The sequence below is a fragment of the Halalkalibacter oceani genome, from assembly GCF_040544555.1.
Lineage (GTDB): Bacteria > Bacillota > Bacilli > Bacillales > Bacillaceae_D > Halalkalibacter > Halalkalibacter oceani.
Genome location: NZ_JBEPKD010000011.1, coordinates 70,348 through 91,226, shown reverse-complemented (window position 1 = coordinate 91,226; position 20,879 = coordinate 70,348). Strand labels below are relative to the sequence as shown.

Annotated in this window: 22 protein-coding genes; 11 read left to right on the top strand and 11 right to left on the bottom strand. The window is 41.5% G+C overall.

Annotation, left to right across the window (positions count from 1 at the left end; all coding sequences use genetic code 11):
• Positions 1-9: 9 nt before the first annotated feature.
• The 4 genes from ABMB67_RS13495 to ABMB67_RS13480 are packed head-to-tail and all read right to left on the bottom strand — an operon-like array spanning position 10 to position 3,391.
• On the bottom strand, positions 10-1,221 hold the full coding sequence (locus ABMB67_RS13495) for a hypothetical protein (RefSeq protein ID WP_354572389.1): 1,212 nt from the start codon (positions 1,219-1,221) through the stop codon (positions 10-12).
• Positions 1,218-2,087: an ABC transporter ATP-binding protein gene (locus ABMB67_RS13490; protein ID WP_354572388.1), complete on the bottom strand. Its 870-nt coding sequence runs from the start codon at positions 2,085-2,087 to the stop codon at positions 1,218-1,220. Before ABMB67_RS13490 ends, ABMB67_RS13495 begins: the two co-directional genes overlap by 4 nt.
• 1 nt (position 2,088) lies before the next feature.
• Positions 2,089-2,844: a hypothetical protein gene (locus ABMB67_RS13485; RefSeq protein WP_354572387.1), complete on the bottom strand. Its 756-nt coding sequence runs from the start codon at positions 2,842-2,844 to the stop codon at positions 2,089-2,091.
• Positions 2,834-3,391, bottom strand: coding sequence for an RNA polymerase sigma factor (locus ABMB67_RS13480; protein ID WP_354572386.1), 558 nt, complete (start codon positions 3,389-3,391; stop codon positions 2,834-2,836). Before ABMB67_RS13480 ends, ABMB67_RS13485 begins: the two co-directional genes overlap by 11 nt.
• 328 nt (positions 3,392-3,719) lie before the next feature.
• Between ABMB67_RS13480 and ABMB67_RS13475 the strand changes: the two genes are divergently transcribed.
• The 9 genes from ABMB67_RS13475 to ABMB67_RS13435 all read left to right on the top strand — a co-directional run bounded on the left by ABMB67_RS13475 (position 3,720) and on the right by ABMB67_RS13435 (position 11,761).
• Positions 3,720-4,475, top strand: coding sequence for a maleate cis-trans isomerase family protein (locus tag ABMB67_RS13475; RefSeq protein ID WP_285890521.1), 756 nt, complete (start codon positions 3,720-3,722; stop codon positions 4,473-4,475).
• Positions 4,476-4,511: 36 nt separating this feature from the next.
• Positions 4,512-5,165 (top strand): isochorismatase family protein, encoded by a 654-nt coding sequence (locus tag ABMB67_RS13470; protein ID WP_251224128.1) that lies wholly within the window; start codon positions 4,512-4,514, stop codon positions 5,163-5,165.
• Between the two features lie 10 nt (positions 5,166-5,175).
• Complete coding sequence (locus tag ABMB67_RS13465) at positions 5,176-5,538, top strand: DsrE family protein (RefSeq protein WP_251224127.1); 363 nt, start codon at positions 5,176-5,178, stop codon at positions 5,536-5,538.
• A gap of 29 nt (positions 5,539-5,567) precedes the next feature.
• Entirely contained in the window at positions 5,568-6,383 is an 816-nt protein-coding gene (locus tag ABMB67_RS13460) for a DUF3891 family protein (RefSeq protein WP_251224126.1), read from the top strand.
• A 383-nt stretch (positions 6,384-6,766) separates the two neighbouring features.
• Positions 6,767-7,957 carry an FAD-dependent oxidoreductase gene (locus ABMB67_RS13455; protein WP_251224125.1) on the top strand — a complete coding sequence of 397 codons (1,191 nt, stop codon included), beginning with the start codon at positions 6,767-6,769 and terminating at the stop codon, positions 7,955-7,957.
• Between the two features lie 23 nt (positions 7,958-7,980).
• Positions 7,981-9,042 carry a TRAP transporter substrate-binding protein gene (locus ABMB67_RS13450; protein WP_354572385.1) on the top strand — a complete coding sequence of 354 codons (1,062 nt, stop codon included), beginning with the start codon at positions 7,981-7,983 and terminating at the stop codon, positions 9,040-9,042.
• Between the two features lie 72 nt (positions 9,043-9,114).
• The gene (locus tag ABMB67_RS13445; protein WP_251224123.1) at positions 9,115-9,573 is read left to right on the top strand and encodes a TRAP transporter small permease; all 459 of its coding nucleotides are present in this window, start codon (positions 9,115-9,117) and stop codon (positions 9,571-9,573) included.
• Positions 9,574-9,591: 18 nt separating this feature from the next.
• On the top strand, positions 9,592-10,869 hold the full coding sequence (locus ABMB67_RS13440; RefSeq protein ID WP_251224122.1) for a TRAP transporter large permease: 1,278 nt from the start codon (positions 9,592-9,594) through the stop codon (positions 10,867-10,869).
• Positions 10,870-10,984: 115 nt separating this feature from the next.
• Positions 10,985-11,761, top strand: coding sequence for an isochorismatase family protein (locus ABMB67_RS13435; protein WP_354572384.1), 777 nt, complete (start codon positions 10,985-10,987; stop codon positions 11,759-11,761).
• 174 nt (positions 11,762-11,935) lie between these two features.
• Here the strand turns inward: ABMB67_RS13435 and ABMB67_RS13430 are convergent, their stop codons facing one another.
• From ABMB67_RS13430 to ABMB67_RS13400, 7 genes are all read right to left on the bottom strand, one after another.
• A complete protein-coding gene (locus ABMB67_RS13430) occupies positions 11,936-12,724 on the bottom strand; it encodes a cyclase family protein (protein ID WP_251224120.1) in 789 nt (262 codons plus the stop codon).
• A 31-nt stretch (positions 12,725-12,755) separates the two neighbouring features.
• Positions 12,756-13,544: an SDR family NAD(P)-dependent oxidoreductase gene (locus tag ABMB67_RS13425; protein WP_251224119.1), complete on the bottom strand. Its 789-nt coding sequence runs from the start codon at positions 13,542-13,544 to the stop codon at positions 12,756-12,758.
• Positions 13,545-13,577: 33 nt separating this feature from the next.
• Positions 13,578-14,246, bottom strand: coding sequence for a cyclase family protein (locus ABMB67_RS13420; RefSeq protein WP_251224118.1), 669 nt, complete (start codon positions 14,244-14,246; stop codon positions 13,578-13,580).
• 24 nt (positions 14,247-14,270) lie between these two features.
• A complete protein-coding gene (locus ABMB67_RS13415; protein WP_354572383.1) occupies positions 14,271-15,062 on the bottom strand; it encodes a cyclase family protein in 792 nt (263 codons plus the stop codon).
• Between the two features lie 94 nt (positions 15,063-15,156).
• A complete protein-coding gene (locus tag ABMB67_RS13410) occupies positions 15,157-16,431 on the bottom strand; it encodes a TRAP transporter large permease (RefSeq protein WP_354572382.1) in 1,275 nt (424 codons plus the stop codon).
• Complete coding sequence (locus ABMB67_RS13405; RefSeq protein WP_251224115.1) at positions 16,428-16,961, bottom strand: TRAP transporter small permease; 534 nt, start codon at positions 16,959-16,961, stop codon at positions 16,428-16,430. The genes ABMB67_RS13410 and ABMB67_RS13405 overlap by 4 nt, the downstream gene beginning before the upstream one ends.
• Positions 16,962-17,048: 87 nt before the next feature.
• Positions 17,049-18,095: a TRAP transporter substrate-binding protein gene (locus tag ABMB67_RS13400; protein ID WP_251224114.1), complete on the bottom strand. Its 1,047-nt coding sequence runs from the start codon at positions 18,093-18,095 to the stop codon at positions 17,049-17,051.
• A 374-nt stretch (positions 18,096-18,469) separates the two neighbouring features.
• On the opposite strand from ABMB67_RS13400, the gene ABMB67_RS13395 reads away from it, so the two are divergent.
• Together ABMB67_RS13395 and ABMB67_RS13390 are read left to right on the top strand one after the other, a co-directional pair.
• Positions 18,470-19,474: a LacI family DNA-binding transcriptional regulator gene (locus ABMB67_RS13395; RefSeq protein WP_251224113.1), complete on the top strand. Its 1,005-nt coding sequence runs from the start codon at positions 18,470-18,472 to the stop codon at positions 19,472-19,474.
• A 336-nt stretch (positions 19,475-19,810) separates the two neighbouring features.
• Positions 19,811-20,830, top strand: coding sequence for an LLM class flavin-dependent oxidoreductase (locus tag ABMB67_RS13390; protein ID WP_251224112.1), 1,020 nt, complete (start codon positions 19,811-19,813; stop codon positions 20,828-20,830).
• Positions 20,831-20,879 lie beyond the last annotated feature (49 nt).

Below are 20,879 nucleotides of genomic sequence, written 5' to 3'. Positions count from 1 at the left end.
TTTCTCCTTTTATAGATTGGATTTGCCAAAGCGTTTCAGTGCAAAGATTGAAGCAAGAGCTACTATAATCGTCCAGCTGAGAATCGTTGCCTGTTCATAATAGGAAAAGATCGTTAATGTTCCAATGCCCGTCCACCAAATATGCGGATTAAGAATGAGCGTAAAGGGAGTAAACATCGTGACAAACAACAGATTTGACGATGTCGGGACAATGCCGGGCAAAAGCACCGCCGCGCCAAAGATAATCGCAAATGTAATAAAGACGAGATAGCTGTTGCGAATAAAAAGAGCGAGCACAGCCGTAAAAGCAGTAAACAGCAGCTGGCAAAGATAAACAAGCACTATGGAAGCCAATAAATATTCCGCAAATGACAGGCTCCACCATGAAAGATAGGTCATTCCTGATTCACTGTTGAACTGGCTGCTGATCGGCACATGCCAAAGCCCGCTGTAATCAAACCTGAGAAAATACGCCGCCAAGGTCGAGCCGATGAGGATGGTGGTGACAAGGAGACTTGCTCCGAGCGACACGAGCAGCTTGTCCAGCTGCAGCCGTCTGCCCCTTTTCGTCGTATAGGTCACAAAGGCGGTGCGGTTTTCAAATTCATACGTGAGCAAAAAGCCCGTCATCAGGACAATGAGAATCAGCGATTCATTAAGCAGAGAGCGGAAAATGGTTTGAAATAAAGCGGCGTGCATTTCATACACTTCTCCGTAAAAAAACAGCGTATTCTGTTCCCCGGCCTCGCCCGCCTCTCTTTCCCGTTCCGCCAATGCCCCGTACTGCTGCCTGATCGTCTCCGCCGCTGTACCGCTAAGACCGTACTTCATAATCTCCCCTTCGGCAATTTCGTCCATCGCAATGGATTCAGCGCCTTGCTCAAGCTCAACCGCCGCCTGGTAATACGCGTCTTGGACGATCCACTCAAACCAGCGCTCTCGCACCGCTTCCCCCGCCAGCTCCAGCTCGGCCAACGAATGACCCGTTTCCTCCTCCAACAGGAGCTGTTCTTCATCAAGATCTGCTTTCCACTGAGCGAGCATCGTCTCATCAATTTGATAGCCGTATTGATCAACGAGCGTATTTAGCAAAGCCAGTTCATCCCGATCCTGGGGCATCGTCAAAATCAAATATAAATTGAAGGCGATAAAGAGCAGCATAAGTACAAGAACGACCGGGGCGCTGACAATCTTCTTCCATTCCAGCAGCCAAATCCTCATTGTTCGACCTCATCGCGGTAAATGTAAAGAAAGACGTCCTCCAGCGTCGGCGCAGCTGCCTTCCATTCAGGGCGCGGCTGATCCTCGCAAATAAAGCGAACCTTCATCTGCCCTTCCTCCTGCTTTTCAGCGAGTGAAATATACTGCTGGCGGAAGGCCGGTGCCTGGGCAAATTCAATCGTGGTTTCATATACTTTTCCGGCGACAACGTGACAAATCTCAGCGATCGGCGCTTTATAGAGCACCCGCTTGTCCTTGATCATAATAATTTCATTGGCGATCGATTCAACATCGGAAACAATATGAGTCGACAGGATCACAATCCGGTCACGGGCAAGCTCCGACATCAGGTTACGGAAGCGCGCCCGCTCTTTCGGATCAAGCCCGGCGGTCGGCTCATCGAGAATCAGGATTTCCGGGTCATTGAGCATCGCCTGGGCGATCCCGACGCGTTGCAGCATCCCGCCTGAAAATTTTTTCAGCCTTTTATTGGCGACGTCTTTAAGCGCGACCAGCTCCAGAAGCTCCGCAATTCGCTCATCGGCCTGTCTCGCCTCTACTCCTTTCAAGGCTGCCAAATAGCGTAAATACTGCTTTGGCGTATAGTTTTTGTAATAGCCGAACTGCTGCGGCAAATAACCGAGCACCGCGCGATATTTTTCATCAAGCTTCCTTATATTTTCGCCTTTATAGCGGATTTCGCCACGATCCGGAAACAGCAGCGTGACGAGCATTTTGATCAATGTCGTCTTGCCGGCTCCGTTTGGGGCAAGCAGTCCGTACACCCCGTTGGTGAATTCAAGATTAATATTTTCCAGCACTTTCATGTCACTGAAGCTTTTCTCAACCTGGCGAACAGCCAACATGTTACATCACGCCCTCTCGTTTTCGTCCAATCATTTTCTTTAATGAAGCAACATACATTCCCGCGCTCGCAACAAAAAGAAGCAAATAAATAACAACGGGAATCCGGCTGAGAAACAACTGATAAAACTCAGCACTGTACCCCGCCAGCAACAGATTCATGACCACCCAGCCGGCAGCGAACCCGTATTTCGTCAAACGCGAACGTAAAAAATAAACAACATAAAGCGAAAAGCTTGAAAACAGGAACAAAGCAACCGTCGAAATAAGCAGCGCAAAGAGTGGATTAATTCCCGAAAATGGCGCCACGATGGCAATAATAACGGCATTTCCAAATAAAGAAACAAAGCTGAACATCAGCATTTTAAACGCGGTCAAATCGTAGAAGCTCCACTTGCATACCATTTCTACCTCATACGTCTGATGCTCGTACACCTTTAAAAAGGAAAGAAGACAGCTCAAAATATACAAAAGCGGCGAGGTAATAAAGAGAAATGAATAAAGATGAGCATCTGTCCGCAAAATCGAGCTTTGCCCGCTGATTCCAATAAAGACAAGCAAGGTGATCGCGGTGAAAAATAAGAAAAACAGCTCTGTTCGATTATAAAACAAATGGCTGAAGCCAACCTGCTGATAAAGCTTAATCAAATGCCGGTAAAAGGAATCCTTTTCCTCTAGTCCCGTCGCAACAATTGCTTGAATCTCTTCCTTTATCTCCTGCTCAGCCGGATAATCAATTTCAAATTTGTTATCCTTCATGCGCTCCCTCCTTCCAAGCCTGTTTGACATACTTTTGCGCCGTGTAAAATTTCGTCTTCACCGTTGATTCAGGCAAATCAAGCATCTCCGCTATATTGCGAAACGTATACTCGGCAAACAGCTTCAGCCGAAAGATTTCCTGCGAACCAGCATCAAGCTGATTAACGACCGCCACCACCTTTTCCAGATCCTGCTTCTGCTCGAGCCTTATCGTGAAATCCTCTTCATCATTGAGGCTCTCCTCCTCAATTGGGACGATCAGCTGATGGTATTTATAATATTTGGAGCGGTAGTAATCAATAATGCGATTCGTGGCCAGCCTGTACAGCCACGTGCGAAAGGAAGCTTTGCGTTGATCGAAGGTTTGAATCGATTGAAGGACACTAATAAAAACCTCCTGCGTCAAATCCATCGCCAGCTCTTTCTGCAACGTCTGCTTATAAAGGAAGCGGTACATTTCTTTATAATAGGAAGAAATTAATTCATTCGCCGCCTCTTTATCCTGTTTCCGCTTAATTTTTTTAATTAAAGCTGCTTCTTTCTTCATCCTGTCCACTCGCTTCTGCTTCGTTTTTGCTCCTCATGGATATATTCGTAAAGGAATAATAAATAGTTTTGACTTTCTAAATAAATTCCCTGAATACTTCTCTCAAAAGTTCTGCTAAGCATACCTTTATTGATCTTTTGACACAAGTTATCTCCTCATTTTCCACTATAGAAAACCGTTTGACCTTATCAAAAACAAAATTGTTTGAGAGATAATATTCATTTTTGACAGAATTAATTGACAATAATAAATTTTGATAATAAAATGTAATTAAATTTATCTTTGAATAAGTTTGGTAAGTTTAATTAATTAAGGAGGAATGTTATTTATGAGTAATAATTTCAGAGTCGGTTTAATTGTGCCCAGTTCTAACACGACAATGGAAACAGAAATACCTGCCATGCTTCATAACCGAATGAAGGAGCACCCAGAGACTTTTACCTTTCATTCTGCACGAATGAGAATGAAACATGTTAACGCCGAAGAATTAAAAAAAATGGACATAGATAGTGATCGTTGTGCCCTAGAATTATCCGATGCCCGGTGCGATGTGCTTGCTTATGCCTGCCTTGTCGCCATAATGTGTCAAGGTCCCGGATATCACCAAATCTCTGAAAAGCGATTGGCAAAGGTAGTAGAAGAAAATGCTGAGAGAGCTCCGATTGTTAGCAGTGCGGGTGCATTAATTACTGGAATTAAAAGATTAAAAGCAAAAAAGGTATCCATCATTACCCCCTACATGAAACCTTTGACAAATCAAGTTATTGATTATTTAGAAGCAAGTGAAATTGAAGTTATTGATTCCATTAGTCTCGAAGTCGCTGACAATCTGGAAGTAGGGAGGCTTGATCCCGTTCATTTAATTGATCATGCTGCCCGGTTAAATTGTAAGGGGGCAGGTGCTGTCGTTCTTTCAGCTTGCGTACAAATGCCATCCTTACCCTCTGTTCAAAAAGCTGAAGATCTTTTAGGAATACCGGTCTTATCAGCAGCAACCGCGACTGTTTATGAGATATTATCAAATTTAAATGTAGCGCCTATTGTTCCAAATGCCGGTTCCTTACTTTCCGGTACTATTAAATAAAGAGCACAGCGGGGTGCATACAGGGAGGGAAATCAATTGTCAGAGAAGGATTTGGAATTTTTCGAGAACAGAGGATTTGGAAAGAAGTTAGGATTTGGGACATGCTTATGTCTTATTGTTGTTGATTTTATTAATGGATTTACCGATGAAAACATGCCTATGGGCTCAAATTTAGATAAAGAAATCAAGAATACTAATGAGCTGATAAAGGTTGCCAGATTACAGAGTATACCTGTTATTTTTACGACAATTTCTTATTCGAATAGTTATTTAGACAGTAGAAACATCTGGAGAAACAAAATGGAAGGATTAAATACACTCCAAGAAGGCACAAGAGCTGTCTTAGTCGATGAAAGGCTGGATTATCAGCCCCAGGACGATTTATTAGTTAAAAAGTACGCCTCATCCTTTTTTGGAACAGATTTAGTCTCCTTACTTAATAACGCAAAGGTTGATACACTTCTGATCACCGGCTGCACGACAAGTGGTTGTGTGAAATCGACAGTAGTTGATGCTGTTCAGCATGGCTTTTGCCCGATAGTTGTTAAAGATGCTGTTGGGGATCGTTCAAAAGCTTCCCATACCCAGAGCCTGTTTGATATTGAGCAAAAATATGCAGATGTCATGACAACAAGTGAAATTATTGGGACATTAATCGATTCAGTAAATTCCCCGGCAAAAAATTCGTAAGGAGGAGAATATGAGCAAAGTATGCATTCATTTAACCCATGGAATTGAGGCGCCAACTCAAGCAGACCGTGCCTTCTTGATTGCCAGAACGGCTATCGAAGAAGGGCATCAAGTGTCTATGTTTTTAGCCGGTGCCGCTGTTAATTTGTTGAAGGATGAGCACTTAGATACCATACTTGGCTTCGGTCCGGAATTACGAAGCTACTATAACGCTATTATATCTGGTGGCGGCAAAATTTATTTATCTCAAATCTCTTGTGACTCGCGTGGTATTACATCGGCCGATTTGGACGGAAAAGAAGTGGAGTTGTCGCCTCCGAACAAACTTGTGCAACTCTCTATCGAAAGTGACTCCATGATTACTTATGGATAAACATATTTAAAAGAAGGAGTTGAAAGATCATGATAATTTCAAAGCAAAACGGTAAGTTAGTTTTAGTCCGGCAGGATGAGCATATGATTCATGCTGGGGAAATAACACAAAGATGGGGAAATGACTTCGTCGCTAAACCAGATCCGAATGACGCTGTAGTGATGGCCATTGGAAATCATGACGTTGGATGGACAGAAATTGACGACCTGCTCCCATTTGATCATGAGAAAAGCCGGCCGGTTAACTTTCTTGATGTCGACCTGAAACAACATGTGGATTTCTATGGAAAAGGATATCAGCAAATCGTAGAACAGAATAAGTATGCTGGTTTATTGTTAGGAATGCATTGGATTGGATTATACACTAGTCGTTTTGGTTACGATCCTACTTTTACTTACAAAGCACCGGCCGAATTAAAGCCCTTTATGCATCAAACCATTTCAGAGCAAGAAAAAAAATGGGTTGATATAAAACAGGAAATTTGGAATTTTAACCAGTCAAGACGCGAATTCGAAGATAACATTTGGTTACATTATGAACTGTTTCAAATTATGGATCGGTTGTCTTTGTTTATTTGCTTGAATGATCTAAATGCAAAAAGCAAAGTAGAGCTTGGTCCTGTCCGGTTTACAAAAGACGGGGATTACCACTTTTTATCTGTAGAATCCAATGGCAATGGTGAGATAAGTGTCGATCCCTTTCCATTCGACCGGGAATTTGAAGTTTCCGTTCCTTTGCGTCGAATTCCAGATGTCAATTATTCTTCTGAGAAACATTACAGAGAATCGTTCATCAGTACACCAATAGAAATCCTTAAAGCTAAGTTAGTCAGAAAGCGTAATTAAAATCAATTAAATTGTTAGAATTTTAAGATTATAAGGCACAATTAATCCTATAAATGGCCTTAGCCTGATACTGCCTTCGGGCTAAAGCCTTTTTATCTAGTTTCTCTTCTTCCTGAAAATATCGTTGTTCATTATGACTATTAGTGAAGATTAAAGAACGGTTGAAAGGAAAGTGATGTGAAGTTATCTGACAAATTATATTGACTAATAAAATATCGTAAACTATAATCCTAAATAGAAATAGTTAAGTTTGGAAGCTTTTATAAACTTATGTAATCTTTATAAATGATTTATAAGATTTAATCAAATCATTTGAACCAACGTAAATATCAGCTTTCTCATCCTGATATTTATGAAAACAATTACCTTTAGGAGGAAATTTCATGAACACAATAGCAATTGTAGGGGGAGGCCCTATAGGATTAGCACTTGGCGTTGGATTAGTAAGAAAGGGGCTGAAGGTAGAACTACTAGAAAAAAGATCCTCTATTTCGACTTTTCCTAAAGCCTCGACCATCCATCCCCCAACTTTAGAAATTTTGGATGAATGGGGTTTATTTGAAAAAGCTAAAAAAATTGGAAGAGTTGTTGATCGAATTCAATATTGGAACCGAAAAACGGAGGAACTAATTGTAGAGTTACAGTTAAATCTTCTTAGAGATTACACTAAGTTTCCATATCGTCTTCATTTTGATCAGCAATTCCTGTCCCAAATATTTTTAGAGGCTTTGCAAAAGTCTCCTTTGGCTACGGTAAAGTTTGAAACAGAAGTAGTCGATGTTCACCATGATTCACATTCCGTTACGCTGACCACAAAGGAAACTGACGGGAAAATCACTCAACAATCCTTTGATTACCTCGTTGCCGCAGACGGCATTTCGAGCTCTGTTCGCGAAAAGCTGGGTATATCCTTTACAGGTCATACTAATCCTGCCTACCACTTGTTAATGGGGTTAAAAGAATATGAAATTAGCAATAGATTCCCCAATTTGGCCGGTGTAGCTATGTTTTTAGATAATGACGAGTGGGTCGACATGATTACAAACCCCGATATGCTGAAAGTTATTATTCCGATTTCCCATGACCGTACGGAAGAAATAACGAATGAGTTTATCCGAAATAAAATGACTGAAATTGGGATCGTCAAGGATGGATTTGATATTTATTACAAAACAATTTATAAAACACATCAATTAGTCGCGGACAGAATGAATGACGGACGGGTTGTTTTAATCGGTGATGCTGCCCATGTCAATATCGAATTTGGTGGAATGGGGATGAATAGTGGAATACACGACGCTTATTTACTTGTTGATAAGTTTGAAAGAATAAAACAAGGTGGCGACGCAGAGCAACATTTTAAACAATTTGCTGAAAGGCGAATGAAAATTAACAAAGAGGTCGTACAACGAGACACGATCAAGAACACGCAGTTGATTAAAGATATAGACACACATGAAAAACAACTTCGCCAACTTGCTGATAATGAGGCACTGGCTAAAAAGCACTTGCTCAGGACTTCAATGATTGAAGGTTTTAATATGATGTTTGAAGATATGAACTTCAATAGATAATTAAAATATTAGGAGGCACAATTATGTCCAAAAAATATAGAAAATTTAGATATATCTCTCTATTCACTCTTCTATTTTTGATTCTTTCTGCCTGCGGTACTAATAACGAAGAAGTCACCACAGAGGGGGAAACTCCCCCCAGTCAGGATTCCTCCGGGGAAATGGTTATTCAACTAGCTACCGTTGAGCCTGACGGCCACACCGTTACCGAAGGAGCATATAAATTCAAAGAACTCCTAGAAGAAAAGTCCGAGGGTACTATTACAGTTGAGGTCTTCCCCAATCAGCAACTGGGTTCAATGAGAGAACAAACGGAAATGACACAAATGGGGTCCATTCAAATGTCCATTGCTCCTGTTTCAACAGTCGGTAGTTTTGTCGAGGAGCTGCAAATCCTTGAATTACCTTTCTTATTTACCGAGGAAGACACGATGTGGGATGTATTGAATAATGAACCTGGTCAGCAACTTTTGGATACTATGGCCTCAGCAGACTTAAAAGGACTCGGGCTTTGGGCAGGTGGATTTAAACAAATGACAAGTAATATTGAACCAATCAAATCACCTGAGAATTTGAAAAATTTAAATATACGTGTTATACCATCAGACTCCTTGATTGCTCAATACGAGGCATGGGAAGCCAATCCGACTCCGATTGATTTTGCAGAGCTTTATACATCACTCCAACAAGGGGTTGTTGATGCACAGGAAAACCCTTTAATCACCATTTTAAAACAGAAATATTATGAGGTTCAGAACTATTTAACACTTACCAATCACGCCTATCAATTTCATGTCATGATGGCCAATGACCAGTGGTTTACGAATCTTGATAGCGATATCCAGGAGCTTATATTGGAAGCTGAAAAAGAAGCACGAGAATTTTCAACTCAAATGAATCAGGATCTAAATGAATCAAATTTACAAGAATTAATTGATAGCGGCATGGAAGTCAATACATTAGATGATGAGGGTATTCAAGAATTCCAGACTAAGTCTTTACCATTATATGAACGTGCTATTGATACTGAACAAAAAGAAACCATTCTAACAAGTATTCAGGAGGCACTCGCAGAACTGGAATAAACAAACAGCCTTAAGGGCTATTACTCCCGCCCTTAAGGCTTTCTATTATCCATTTAAAAGGAGGGGTTATGTATGAAATGGCTTAATTGGGTTGAAGATGGCTTAATTTCTATTTGTATGCTGGTAGCCGCTATTTTGATTTTATGCAATGTCGTTCTACGTATGTTTGGATACGGCATCTCTTGGACAGAGGAACTTGTGCGCTATTTAATAGTCTGGCTCACGTTTGTCGGATCCAGTGTATGCATTAGACAAGGTATGCACATTAGCGTAGATTTCATTATGCATATCCTCACTAATAGCTGGGTTAAAAAGACTTTAACAATTTGTCTCTCCCTTATTGCAATTTTATTTTCTCTGCTTTTTACGTACTTTGCCTTTAAGTTCTTCCTTCATTCGTTTCAAAGCAACCAGAGATCACCTTCTCTTAATATTCCAATTAGCTACATCTTTATTGTATTGCCTCTTTCCGGCTTACTGATGTTTTTCCGCTATAGTCAACAGCTATTTTTAGACGTCGTAAGAAACTAAACTGAGGAGGAGCTTGGAATGATTACTTTACTGATCGCACTTACTTTTATATTGTTAATTGTTGGAGCGCCTATTTATATTTCATTATTATTATCTTCGATGATCACAATGTTATTATTCACCAGCACAGACCCAATGGTGCTAATTCAACGGACATTTGGCGGGATTGATAAGTTTGTATTAATGTCGTTACCTTTTTATATCCTTGCAGCTAATGCAATGGATGTAGGTGGATTATCAAAAAGGATTTTACGTTGGGCCCAGGCTTTAGTAGGTTATTTACATGGCGGCTTGGCCATGACGGTACAAACAGCGGCAATGTTTTTTGGTGCTTTATCCGGTTCAAGTCCGGCTACTGTAGCTGCCATTGGGAAAATCATGTATCCGGAAATGCTAAAGCAGAAATATCCGAAATCCTTTTCGACCGGACTAATATTAGAATCAGGCTCTATATCTTTGATTATTCCACCTAGTATCACGCTTATTTTGTATGCTAGTGCTACAAATACTTCCGTCGGTTCATTATTTATGGCCGGGTTATCAGCAGGAATTATTTTCGGTTTAATCATTTTAATCTATATTTACGCAGTATCCAAAATCAAAAAAATTCCTAAAGGTGAACCATTTAATATTCCTGTATTGTGGCAGAGTACAAAAAATGCAGCATGGTCCTTAGGGATCCCTATCATTATTATAGTCGGTATTTCAATGGGTATCTTTACTCCGACTGAAGCAGCTGGCGTATCAGCTCTCTATGCTATCTTTATCGGAATGGCTGTTTATCGCGAAATTACTCTCAAAAAATTATTCTTAATCTGTAAATCCTCAGCAATTATGTCAGCGCAAATCATGATTTTAATCGGAGCCGCTTCCGCGTTTGGTTGGCTGTTGACAGTTGGACAAGGGCCTCAATTATTAGCTGAGTTTTTAAATTCCAATTTTAATTCATCCTTAATGTTCCTGTTATTTTTGAATATTGTTTTGTTGATACTTGGAATGTTCCTGGATGCTTCAATAGCCTTAATCGTTATCGCCCCTCTCGTACTACCAACTGCCATTTCGTTAGGGATAGATCCGATTCACCTTGGAATTGTCATGGTTTTAAATTTAGCAATCGGAACCTTTACTCCTCCCTTTGGATTGAACATATTTGTAGGAAAGAGTGTAATGGGGCTGGAAGTACATGAGATGATACCTGGTATAATGAGGTTTTTAATCGTGGCTCTTGCAGGGTTGCTCCTTATAACTTATTTACCAACCTTATCTCTGTTTCTGCCAAACATGATTTTTAATTAGCCGATTTATCTACTATAATGTAATGAGTTATACATCTTAAAATTCTAGTGTTATGATTAAACTAAGCTGTTCTAATGATGATGAGGCTAGCCTGCTTCATTATGGGAGGATGCATATGTACGATGATTTATTAAATATTTCTGAAGCAGCAAAAATGCTCGGGCTTTCTCCAAGTACTTTAAGAAGACTTGAAAAAGACGGTTATGTTGAAGGTTATGGATTAAGAGTCATTTACACACCTGGGGGACAAAGACGATACGCTCTTGATGAAGTACAAAAGCTTTATACGAATAATGGGTTTTCAGGGGAATTGGGGGTCGGGAGCAAGCCAGCCCTTTTAATACGTGATCTTACAAATGCTTTTACAATGCCCTATTCACAATTGGTGTGTCAGCTCGATAATCAAATTGAAGTTGTCTCTAAGCTAATTGACCTGGCAACTCAACTCAGAGTCCCTGTCATTTTCAGCATTACCGTGTACGATCCGCAAATAAAAGCCTCAGAATTGTGGGGTAAAAAGTTTCCAAATATCCAATTGCTAGACTCCAACAGTAATTGGGTGCAAATTCATCAAGACTTGAGCCAAAAAAAATATGACTTTGTAAACAAGTTAGTCTATATTAGCGATTTCCATTCAGAATTGTTTCGTGATTTCCTGAAGGCTCAAGAAATAGATACCCTTATCATAGCTGGTACAACGACAAGTGGAAGTATTCGTGCAACAGCAGTAGATGCTCTCCAGTACGGTTATAACGTGGTTATCCCGAGAGAAGCTGTCGCAGATCGTTCAAATGCTATCCAAAACGTGACTTTAATGGATTTAAATGCTCGATATGCAGACGTAGTAAGTGTAGACAAAGTATTTCACTATCTAAAAGAAACAGATAAGTAGCCGTTTAGCTTCTTACCTGTTTTTTTAATCTAAAAGAAGAAGTCCTAGGTCGTCTCACTTCTATATATTCACCATTGAAAAACAATACTCAACCATTAGTATAAGCAAAAAGAGGATCTTAAATGAGATAGACTCTTCATTTTTTGATCCTCTTTATTTTTGCGTTTTCTCTTCTTATTCTTCAAATGCTACGACATTGCATGTTGCTCCACGAGCTCCCTGCACCTTCAACGGGAGCACTGACAGCTTTACTCGAGTTTGCTTGATTTCCCCGAGATTACACATCGCTCCAATATACATCACATCGGCTGAATTTAGAATATGTGGAGATGGAAAGTCCTCATATGCTTTTTCAAGAGAATAATTGGCAAGAAAGCGTTTTGCTTCGACTGACGGGAACGGATTGCGTTCCCAAGCCGGCTTTGAAGCCCACTGCGGCAACTGATACTTTCTACCTCCTCCCCAATATGGAATATCCGTGCCGACAAGCTCCGATTCATTTGTCTTCATAATCTCTACCAATTTTTCTGCAGCCTCCTTCGAAAAATGTGGCGCTGTCCGGGCATAATCATCACCTAGCTTGACCCAGTTTTCATTATCTCCCCATCCAGTACGTAAGATAATCGCATCGCCTTTTTCCAAGGTAACATTGGCGAACGCTTCCTCAACATCTGCCGCAAAAAGCTCATCATCGGCTTGACATGGCAATTCCACGACAACCGCATCTTTCATCATGAGAGTTTCCAAAGGCAGTTCATGGACTTTTGGGGCATTTGGATCCTGCATTGCCCGGATCATCAGCCTCGTTCCCGTCTCAGAAAACATTGTAATCATCGTTAGTTCATAACCGTTAAATGAATCAGACGTAATCGGAGTAGACTGGAATGGCACATCCCACGCCCACACGTTTCCTACCGGCATATAATCATACAAAGGTAAAGTTAAATCAATCCATTTTCCCATTTTTTCTTCCTCCTTAAATGTTGACTTTCTTTTATTTTTCAGGTAATTCGCAAGGCAGCTTAGCAAGCAGACCGCCATCTACGGTATGAACGCCTCCTGTAGCAAAGCTCGCCTTTTCACTACATAGAAAGACAGCGAATTCAGCAATTTCCCTGCTTTCTCCAAGCCTTCCAATCGGATGATCCTCTCCCCAGGCTTTTAACGTTTCATCTCCGTCGAAACGACTTGCTGACTTCACTAGCGCAGGAGTATAAATTGTTCCTGGACATACCGCGTTGACCCGTACACCTGCCTCGGCATGATCGATGGCCATCGCTCTTGTTAGGGCATTGATGCCCCCTTTTGAGGTCGTATAAGCAACGACATTTTTTTGCGAGGCAAAGGCTTGAACGGATGAAATATGAACAATTGCCCCACCTCCACCCTCAATCATTTTAGGTAAGCAGTATTTTGCTGTTAAAAACATGCCCTTCAAATTGACATTGATCACTTGATCCCAAATATGTTCCTCTAACGTCATCGCATTCCCTGAAGCTCTTATTGCCGCCGAGTTTACTAAGCAATCAATTCGTCCAAATGCTGCGTGAACTTGCTCTGCCATCACCGCAACTTGCATACTATTAGCTACGTCCGTTTGCACCGCAATAATATTCTTGTTACCTGTCTTAGCAACCGTTGCTTCCACCGCTTCATTAATCGCTTCTTCGTTACTATCGATTAACGCGACAGATGCTCCCTGTTCAGCAAACAGTTGCACTGTCTCAAGCCCAATCCCGCTTGCACCACCAGTTACAATTGCTGTCTTCCCAGCAAAACTCATAAACTACCTCCTAGCCACTTCTTTCCTAGTTTCTTAGTTATTCTCGATCACAATAGCCCTTGCTGGAGCTCCTTCAAAACCCTTTAGTTTGATTGGTAAACAAATAAACTGCACGCGGGAACTTGTGATTTGGGAAAGCCCGCATAAATACTCAACAAGTAGAATTCCCTCGTTCAATAGAAGCTGATGAGTCGGCATGTCCTTTAATCCAAATTTTCCAGTACCATCAATCAACTTCATTGGGTAATCTTGAGGAAAATCGAAGCCAACTACCTTTGGGCTACGCTCTTTTAGCCACTCGGCTGCTTCCTCTGTGACATATGGCGCTTTTGACCAATATTCTCGACTGTAAGGACTATATTTTTCATCCCAGCATGTTTTTAATAGAATAATTTTTTCATTATCCTGAAAGCTACTACTATTTTCTAAGTCAGCCACAGTAATTGCTTCATCCGCTTGTTTCGCTGATAAATCGATAATTACAGCTTCACCACTGTAAGCATCTACACTAAGCTCCTCAATCGTTGCCTCATTTTCTTTACAGTGCAACGGTGTATCGACATGAGTAAAAGCATGCGCACTTGTTTGTAAGCGAGAGGATCTAAAGTCATCTCCATCCTTAAAATCACCTATTACCTCATGGTTAATGTTCCAGCGCCAATGGTCTGTTACTGTCATTGATAAGTCAACCATCTTCATCATGATAAAGCCCTCCTTTATCCAGCTTTAATCCTCAATGGCCACAACCGTCACAGGTGCCCCTATACAATCTCTTGCCATTAATGGCAGCGCTGTCAGTTTAATTCGTTTGCTTGTAATTTGATCCAGATTGCATAAAGCAGCGATGATATAGCCATGGGCGTGAAGTGGCCATGAAGCGGCCCAGTCAGGCCAGGCCTTATCCTTCGTATAATTTCTCAGATAGATCTTTGCTGTTTCTGATGGGAACGGCGGCCGAAGCCATTGGGGGAGGTCGACCCACTCCTTTTTCATATGCTTCCAACCACATGACCCAACATAAGCAACATCAATGGCGACCGTATCACTTTCCTTCTCCTTCATTACCTCAGCAAGCCGAATGGACCCGGCCTCACTGAAATGAGGCGTTTGAATGGCATAATCATCGCCTAACTTCTCATACCGTTTATTATTTCCCCAACCCGTTCGAATAAGAACAATATCACCCACACGATAATTAGGGTTATTGGCAACATGCCTGTCAATATCCTCCGGCACGATTTCTTCCTCAGCACCTTTCGGAATATCGATTACCACGGCTTCCCGATTGACAAATTTATCAAGCTCAATCTCACCAATTGTCGGTGCATCATCATCAATCGTTGCTGCCATCATTAATCTTGTACCTGTTTCGGAGTGAAAGGACAAAGCATCAATCCGGACGCCATTGTTCTCCAAAGTTACAATTGGTTCTTGACGAAACGGAGCATCCCAAGCCCAAACATTTCCGACAGGCATCCCTGGATAAAGCGGTAAAGTAAGGTTAATTGTTTTTGACATTCTTTCTATCTCCTTTCTTCCATATCGTTGATTTGTTTTTCAATACGCTATCTAATCCTTTCCTCGCTCACCCCCTTCGACTATTTCTGAACACTTACATCAACAGAGACGGCAGCCAGGTTGTAAGTGTCGGAAATAGGATGACTAAAATCAATGCCACTAACAAAATCGGGATAAAAGGTAATATCGACTTGATTACTGCCTCTAAGGAAAGATCAGCTATCTTACTTGTTGTAAAAAGTCCCAACCCGAACGGCGGAGTTGACAAGCCAATCATCAAATTGAGGACCATCATCACTCCAAAGTGAACCATATCGATACCTAGCGTCTGAGCTAATGGAACAAAAAATGGTGTCATGATAATTAAAACAGCGGTCGTTTCCATAACCATTCCAAGCAGCAACAAGAAAATATTGATAATAACTAGAAATAGTAATGGATTATCAACAGCAGAAGCCCATTGCGCTAGGAGGTTTCCGAGCTGTTCCATTGTAAGTACCCAAGAGAATGCAGAAGCAACCGAAATAATGAGCATTACAACAGCTGAAGTAATAATTGTTTCCATAAAAATTTCAGGCAGCATTGATAGCTTCAGCTCACGATAAATAAAGAAGCCTAAAATAAACGCATAGACCACTGTAAAAGCAGCCGCTTCAGTAGGAGTAAATACTCCTGTTACAATTCCGCCAACAATGAGCACCGGCGTCATTAATGGAAAAAAGGCCGACATAAATGTTCTTCCAGCACGTCCAAATGAAAATTTTTCATCGCGCGGATAGTTTTCCCTCACCGATATAACGTATATAAGCACCATTAGACAGACTGCAATCAATAGTCCAGGGATAACACCACCCAAGAAAAGCTCACCAACAGAGACACCGGCAATTCCACCGAAAATAACCATCGGAATACTTGGTGGGAAAATAGGCCCAATTGTAGAAGAGGCACAAGTTACAGCTGCAGAAAACGGTTTAGGATAACCTTGTTCCTCCATTGCTTTAATTTCTACCTTACCTAATGATGCACTGTCAGCCACAGCCGAGCCGGAAATCCCAGCAAAAATAATACTCGCTAAAACATTTGAATGACCTAAAGCCCCAGGCACCTGACCAACTAACGCTCTTGCAAATGAAAAGATTCTTGTCGTAATTCCTGCCCGATTCATAATGCCTGCGGCCATAATAAACAAAGGGACAGCCAGAAAGAGGAAGGAGTCCACCCCAAGCAGCATTCTTTCAACAATGATATGAAGCGGCACATCCATTGTAAAAAACACAGAGATCGTAGTGGCAATACCAAGCGAAAACGCCAGTGGCATACCAACGAATGATAGACCAGCAAATAAAACAATCACCAAAATGAGTGTCATGCCTTCATCCCCTTACTTAGACGATTCATGTCCTCTTCATCTTCGTCCTCTTCTTCATTTCTCGGTCCGAAAAAATCGTCATATAGAAAATTCAAAACGTGAACTAGCATAACAAAAGCTGAGAGTACAATCGGCAAATAAAGCCAAATAGCCGAAACCCCTGAAGCTGGAAGCACTTGGGTGGATATGGACACCGTCAGTCGTGTCCCGACAACTAGAATCATGCAAAAAAAGCCTACATACAATAAATTAGAGAGCAGATCGATTGCTCTTCTGATCATTCTGTTTGTCTTAATGTAAAAAAACTCAAAACGTGAATGCTCCTTTTGTTTAAAAACAATGCAGGCTCCAAAAAAGGTGCACCACAGAAAAAAGATACGAGCAAAATCATAGGAACCGACAAAGCTAATTCCAAGCACATACCGCAAGGCAGCCGTACTAAATACATTTATAAACATAATCACTAGTAGAATCATTGTGATAATCCTTGTAAGGCTATCAAGCTTACCGCTCAGATACCTAATCCACATTTGGAAACCTCCCTAAAATCTGACTGGGAATGTTCCAAGAAAGTTGCTAACCTTTGGAACAACTGGTCCCAGCGCGTATAACGATTTTTACTCCCATCCCAGTTCTCTAATAGAGTTGATCAAATCAGGACCAAAAGTACCTTCCCACTTTTCATACACAGGCTGCACCGCATCAATCCATGGCTGGTAATCTTCAATTTCATTTATTTGTAATCCTTCATCAATCAGCTCTTGCTTATACGTTTCATCTGCCTCTTGTTGCAACTGATTGTAATACTCCGTCGCCTGGCTGTAAGCAGTGAGAATCACTTCCTGATCTTCTTCTGCTAAACCATTCCACCAATCGAGATTGGCAGCCACAATTTCAAAGTTGTTCAAGTGTCTTGTTTCTGTTTTGTAGTCGTAACCCTCTTGAAACTTCTGAGTGGCCGTAATAACGTATGGATTTTCTTCTCCATCAATCGCGCCCGTTTGCAAAGCAGTATAGACTTCTGTAATCGGCATTACAGTTACATCAGCACCGAGAGCTTCAAGTGTGTCCTTCAGCATTTCATCCTCAAACGCACGAATGAGCAAGCCATCTAAATCTGCTGGAGTTTCAAGCGGTTGATGTCGATTCCCGATATTACGAAATCCGACTGTCCAAAAACCTAAACCATAAACATTATGATCCTGCAATCTCGCAAGCAAATCCTTGGAAATATCACTATTAACAAAGCGGTTAATATGATCGAAATCTTCAAACAAATAAGGAAGATTTACAACTAACTGTTGCTGATCTACCGTCCCAAAGGTCGACGTTGCTACCATTTCTACACTGCCATTTTGCACTCCAGTCATTAATTCACGCGATCCACCCAGTTGAGCAGATGGATATACATTTACTTTGATCCGTCCATCAGTTTCCTCATCCAGTATTTCTCCCATCCGAATGGCAGCTAAATGCTCTGGGTGATCAGGAGCCATCGCATGACCAAATCCAAATTCAATACTTTCACCTCCCACATCCTTTGAGTCTCCTTCTCGACCAGATTGCTCCGCAGCGCTTTCTGCGTCATCACTTGTTTCGGAAGAACCGCAACCTACGAGCATCATACTAAGGCTAAGCAACAACAGGAAAAAAATTTTCTTCACCCTTATTCACTCCTTCTTTGATTTTGTTTTTAAGAACCAGATGATGAAAGCGCTTAAATTAAGTGAAATAAAAATAGCTGATCAATAAACCAAGCCTCCTTAATCAAATTAATTCATTCCCAATCGCAGATGTTATAAGAACACACTTTTCAGGAAATCGTTTTCCTCAGGAACAATCATAATCTGCTATTTTCATAAAGTCAAGAATTTTTAGATAATTATTTTTTTCAAAATTCGCTTGATTTCGCACTGAATTTACCACTTTTATTAAAAGTTATGTTAGAATATACATATATACTAGAATTAGTTTATTGCACTAATTAGGATATCTTCCAGCATTTTATGAAAACGATTACCCATAAGGAGTCAAAAAAATGAAGGTCACAATGAAAGATATTGCAAAGGAAGCAAATGTTTCAGTAGCTACAGTCTCTCGAGTCATTAATGGAACAAAACCTACCTCAGAGGAAACTTACAAAAAAATCATGGATGTGATTAAAAAATATAATTACGTGCCTAATTCTTCTGCTCAAAATCTGCGCCAGAAAAATACAAAAACAGCCGCTTTAATCGTTTCAAGTTTTCCAGATTCTTATATCACGAACATCACGAAGGCTGTTGGTCAGCGAGCACGAGAGTATGGATATAGATTACTTTTTATCGATACAAACGAGCAGGCTGATTATGAGCAGGAGTCTATTCAGCTTCTAACTTCTTCACAAATGGTGGACGGATTAATTTTATCACCAACGTCAAATAATATTGATTACCTCCAACCATTAATTGACAAACAGTTTCCGATTGTTTTAGTCAACCGTTACGACCCTAAATTGGAGACTATCCCCCGTGTTACAGCCGATGACTACCAGGCCGGCTTTGATGCAACTAATCATCTGCTCTCTCACGGACATAAGCATATAGGGGTCGTTTATAACTTTCCGAATGTTACCACGACAATTGACCGCCTCAACGGTTACAAAGAAGCTCTGCAGTTAGCCGGTATCCCATATAGGGAGGATTACTTTGCCCAAGGCTTCGGAACTGTTGAAGGTGGAATGAGAGCAACTGAACGACTATTAAAGAGCAAGCCCGAGGTAACTGCTTTATTCATCCAGAGTGACCTGATGACAATTGGGGCGATTTCCGCCTTAAAGAATTTATCATTGAAATGGCCTGATGACATTTCATTAATTGGATTTGGTGACTTTGAGGCTTCCGAAATTATTGAGCCGCCGATTACAAATGTCAATTTGCCACCGGACACGATTGGAAAAACCGCCTTTGATGCCTTACTAAATAAAATGAGCAATCCTCAGTACAACCGCCACATTCAACTTCCGACCTCATTAATTGTGCGGAAATCCTGCGGTTCTCATTAATATATTCGAACACTTTATTAATAACCGAGGATCCCGCCCCATATTAGAAATAGATCCATAAAGCATTTATTTTCTTTCTAATCTTTTCGGGGGAAACCAATCATACCCCCTTTCTTTTTCTTAACGGTAGCTTTTCCCATCTCATTCATGCGAGTTCCTCCCAATTCCCCCCTCCTATGACAAAAACTAAAATCACTCTTCGCCGATATCCGCTAAATTCTCCTTATACAGGGCAAGCTACAAAAGAATCATCTGCCTCAAGCCGTTTAATTGGACGATGCAGAAAAAAAGCCGTATCATTTTTAGGAAGGATGTATTTCTAAGGAGGAAAAGACCTTGACCTCATTTACCCCTAAACATTTTCATAATATACCATTATCCGTTTTGGATCTTGCTCCAATTACGGAAGGCAGCGACGCGAGTCAGTCGTTTAAAAACAGCGTTGAACTGGCCCAGCATACAGAGGAATGGGGCTTTCACCGCTATTGGCTGGCGGAGCATCATAATATGCCCGGTATTGCCAGTTCAGCTACTTCGGTCGTGATTGGCCATATTGCCGGAGCAACGAAGCATATTCGCGTCGGCTCAGGCGGTATTATGCTGCCAAACCACGCGCCGCTAATGATCGCCGAGCAGTTCGGCACGCTTGAAGCGATGTATCCGGGTCGGATTGATCTCGGGCTCGGACGGGCGCCGGGAAGTGATCAGGCGACAGCTTATGCGCTTCGTCGCACTTTGCAGAGCCGGGGAGAAGATTTTCCTGAGCTTGTCGAGGAGTTGGAAGGCTATTTTGCCGGTGGCGAGTCGGCCCGCGTGCGCGCGTTTCCAGGCGAGGGAGCTGATATTCCGATTTGGCTGCTGGGCTCCAGTGGCTTCAGCGCTCAGCTCGCCGCTCATAAAGGCTTGCCGTTCGCCTTTGCCAGCCATTTTGCTGCGGAGTATACGTTGCCGGCACTCCGGCTTTATCGCGATAACTTTAAGCCTTCGGAAATTTTAAAGAAGCCTTATGCGATGGTCGGCGTTAATGTAATTGCCGCCGATACAGAGGAGAAGGCCCAGTTTCTTGCCACCTCTCAGCAACAGCAGTTCCTGAGCCTGCGTCGCGGTGCTCCGACACCATTGAAGCCTCCGGTCGAGAACTTGGAGGAAGTCGTCAGCAGCTATGAGCTTGCCAGCTTATCGCAATCGCTCGATTCCCGTACGACCCTTGTCGGTACGAAGGAAACCGTCAAGAAGAAGCTTGAGCAATTCCTTGCTGAAACCGAAGCTGATGAGATGATCATTAATTCACAAATCTATGATCAGCAGGACCGTTTGCGCTCCTATGAAATTGTCGCAGAGCTGCTTGAAGTATAAGGGGCTGAAAAAGTACGATTTTCACTTTTTCAGCAGCTTTTTCAGAGGT

Bases quoted from the DNA above. Each gene is read 5' to 3' on its own strand.
- ABMB67_RS13440 (WP_251224122.1), top strand. From the start codon at position 9,592: ATGATTACTTTACTGATCGCACTTACTTTTATATTGTTAATTGTTGGA.
- ABMB67_RS13425 (WP_251224119.1), bottom strand. From the start codon at position 13,544: ATGAGTTTTGCTGGGAAGACAGCAATTGTAACTGGTGGTGCAAGCGGG.
- ABMB67_RS13395 (WP_251224113.1), top strand. From the start codon at position 18,470: ATGAAGGTCACAATGAAAGATATTGCAAAGGAAGCAAATGTTTCAGTA.
- ABMB67_RS13445 (WP_251224123.1), top strand. From the start codon at position 9,115: ATGAAATGGCTTAATTGGGTTGAAGATGGCTTAATTTCTATTTGTATG.
- ABMB67_RS13480 (WP_354572386.1), bottom strand. From the start codon at position 3,391: ATGAAGAAAGAAGCAGCTTTAATTAAAAAAATTAAGCGGAAACAGGAT.
- ABMB67_RS13435 (WP_354572384.1), top strand. From the start codon at position 10,985: ATGTACGATGATTTATTAAATATTTCTGAAGCAGCAAAAATGCTCGGG.
- ABMB67_RS13405 (WP_251224115.1), bottom strand. From the start codon at position 16,961: ATGTGGATTAGGTATCTGAGCGGTAAGCTTGATAGCCTTACAAGGATT.
- ABMB67_RS13465 (WP_251224127.1), top strand. From the start codon at position 5,176: ATGAGCAAAGTATGCATTCATTTAACCCATGGAATTGAGGCGCCAACT.
- ABMB67_RS13415 (WP_354572383.1), bottom strand. From the start codon at position 15,062: ATGTCAAAAACAATTAACCTTACTTTACCGCTTTATCCAGGGATGCCT.
- ABMB67_RS13495 (WP_354572389.1), bottom strand. From the start codon at position 1,221: ATGAGGATTTGGCTGCTGGAATGGAAGAAGATTGTCAGCGCCCCGGTC.
- ABMB67_RS13485 (WP_354572387.1), bottom strand. From the start codon at position 2,844: ATGAAGGATAACAAATTTGAAATTGATTATCCGGCTGAGCAGGAGATA.
- ABMB67_RS13475 (WP_285890521.1), top strand. From the start codon at position 3,720: ATGAGTAATAATTTCAGAGTCGGTTTAATTGTGCCCAGTTCTAACACG.
- ABMB67_RS13490 (WP_354572388.1), bottom strand. From the start codon at position 2,087: ATGTTGGCTGTTCGCCAGGTTGAGAAAAGCTTCAGTGACATGAAAGTG.
- ABMB67_RS13455 (WP_251224125.1), top strand. From the start codon at position 6,767: ATGAACACAATAGCAATTGTAGGGGGAGGCCCTATAGGATTAGCACTT.
- ABMB67_RS13460 (WP_251224126.1), top strand. From the start codon at position 5,568: ATGATAATTTCAAAGCAAAACGGTAAGTTAGTTTTAGTCCGGCAGGAT.
- ABMB67_RS13430 (WP_251224120.1), bottom strand. From the start codon at position 12,724: ATGGGAAAATGGATTGATTTAACTTTACCTTTGTATGATTATATGCCG.
- ABMB67_RS13420 (WP_251224118.1), bottom strand. From the start codon at position 14,246: ATGATGAAGATGGTTGACTTATCAATGACAGTAACAGACCATTGGCGC.
- ABMB67_RS13410 (WP_354572382.1), bottom strand. From the start codon at position 16,431: ATGACACTCATTTTGGTGATTGTTTTATTTGCTGGTCTATCATTCGTT.
- ABMB67_RS13450 (WP_354572385.1), top strand. From the start codon at position 7,981: ATGTCCAAAAAATATAGAAAATTTAGATATATCTCTCTATTCACTCTT.